The 1,407-nt window shown below is 67.7% G+C and carries 1 protein-coding gene; it reads right to left on the reverse strand.

The features are described from left to right. Positions 1-40: 40 nt before the first annotated feature. The gene (locus J2W21_RS19740) at positions 41-1,315 is read right to left on the reverse strand and encodes an IS256 family transposase (RefSeq protein WP_373423133.1); all 1,275 of its coding nucleotides are present in this window, start codon (positions 1,313-1,315) and stop codon (positions 41-43) included. Positions 1,316-1,407 lie beyond the last annotated feature (92 nt).

Consider the following 1,407-nt stretch of genomic DNA (forward strand, 5'->3'; position numbering starts at 1 on the left):
GGGTCTGTAAATCTTTCGGTGTAACTGGGTTGTTTGTTGGCTAGCGGCGGCCGATGGAGAGCCGACCATCGAAGGCGATCTCGAAGGCGTTCAAGGCGCCCTTCCATCGTTGGGTCCATCGGGCTCGGCCCTTGCCGGTCGGGTCGAGGGCCATGACCGCGAGGTAGACGCACTTGAGCGCTGCCTGCTCGTTCGGGAAGTGCCCTCGGGCCTTCACGGCCTTGCGTATGCGGGCATTGACCGACTCGATCGCGTTCGTGGTGCACACGATGCGGCGGATTTCCCGGTCGAACTGCAGGAACGGGACGAACTCGGCCCAGGCGTTCTCCCACAGCCGCACAATCGCGGGATACTTCCCTCCCCACTGTTCGCCGAACTCCAAGAAGCGCTCCTCGGCCTGCTCCACGGTCGCCGCCTGGTAGACGGGCTTGAGGCCCCGGGAGATCGCGTCCCAGTCCTGCCGGGAGGCGTAGCGGAAGCTGTTGCGCATCAGGTGCACGATGCAGGTCTGCACGATCGTGGCCGGCCACACGTTGCCCACCGCGTCGGGGAGCCCCTTGAGGCCGTCGCAGACGAGCATCAGGACGTCCTCGACACCGCGGTTGCGGATCTCGGCCAGCACCTGCTGCCAGTACTTGGCCCCTTCGCCGCCGTCCCCGGCCCACAGGCCCAGGATGTCCCGGTTCCCTTCGGCGGTGACGGCCAGGGCGATGTAGATCGGCCGGTTGGCGACCTGCCCGTCGCGGACCTTGACGTGGATGCAGTCGATGAACACCACCGGGTAGACCGGGTCCAGTGGGCGGTTCTGCCACTCCGCCATCCCGTCCAGGACCTTGTCAGTGATCGTGGAGATCGTCGTCTTGGAGACCTCGGAGCCGTACACATCGGCCAGATGCGCCGAGATGTCCCCGTGCGTCATCCCGCGCGCGCTGAGCGAGAGGACGATGTCCTCGATCGAACCGAGCCGCCGCTGCCGCTTGGCCACGGCCACCGGCTCGAAGGTCCCGGCCCGGTCCCGGGGCACCTCAATCTGAAGCGGGCCGGCCTTGGTCAGCACCGTCTTGGCCCGGGTCCCGTTCCGGCTGTTCCCGGCCGGATCCTCGGTCCGCTCGTGCTTCTCGTAGCCCAGGTGCGCGGTCAGCTCGCCCTCGAGCGCCGACTCGACCACGAGCTTGGTCAGCTGTGCCAGCAGCCCGCCCTCGCCGTCGACCGCGATCCCGCGCCGCTGCGCGTCGCCTACCAGCTGCGCGATCAGCGCCCGGTCCACGACGGCCGCGGCAGGCCGCTCGGCACCCCCGCGGTCGGTCACGTCCAGTTCCTCCACGACCGCTTCAGCGGCCGGCTCAACATCAACGCTCATCGGGTACCTCCTCTGTCAGAGTTACACCGTTGAAAGTACAGTCCCCC

The organism is Sinomonas atrocyanea, from assembly GCF_030811715.1.
GTDB lineage: Bacteria > Actinomycetota > Actinomycetes > Actinomycetales > Micrococcaceae > Sinomonas > Sinomonas atrocyanea_A.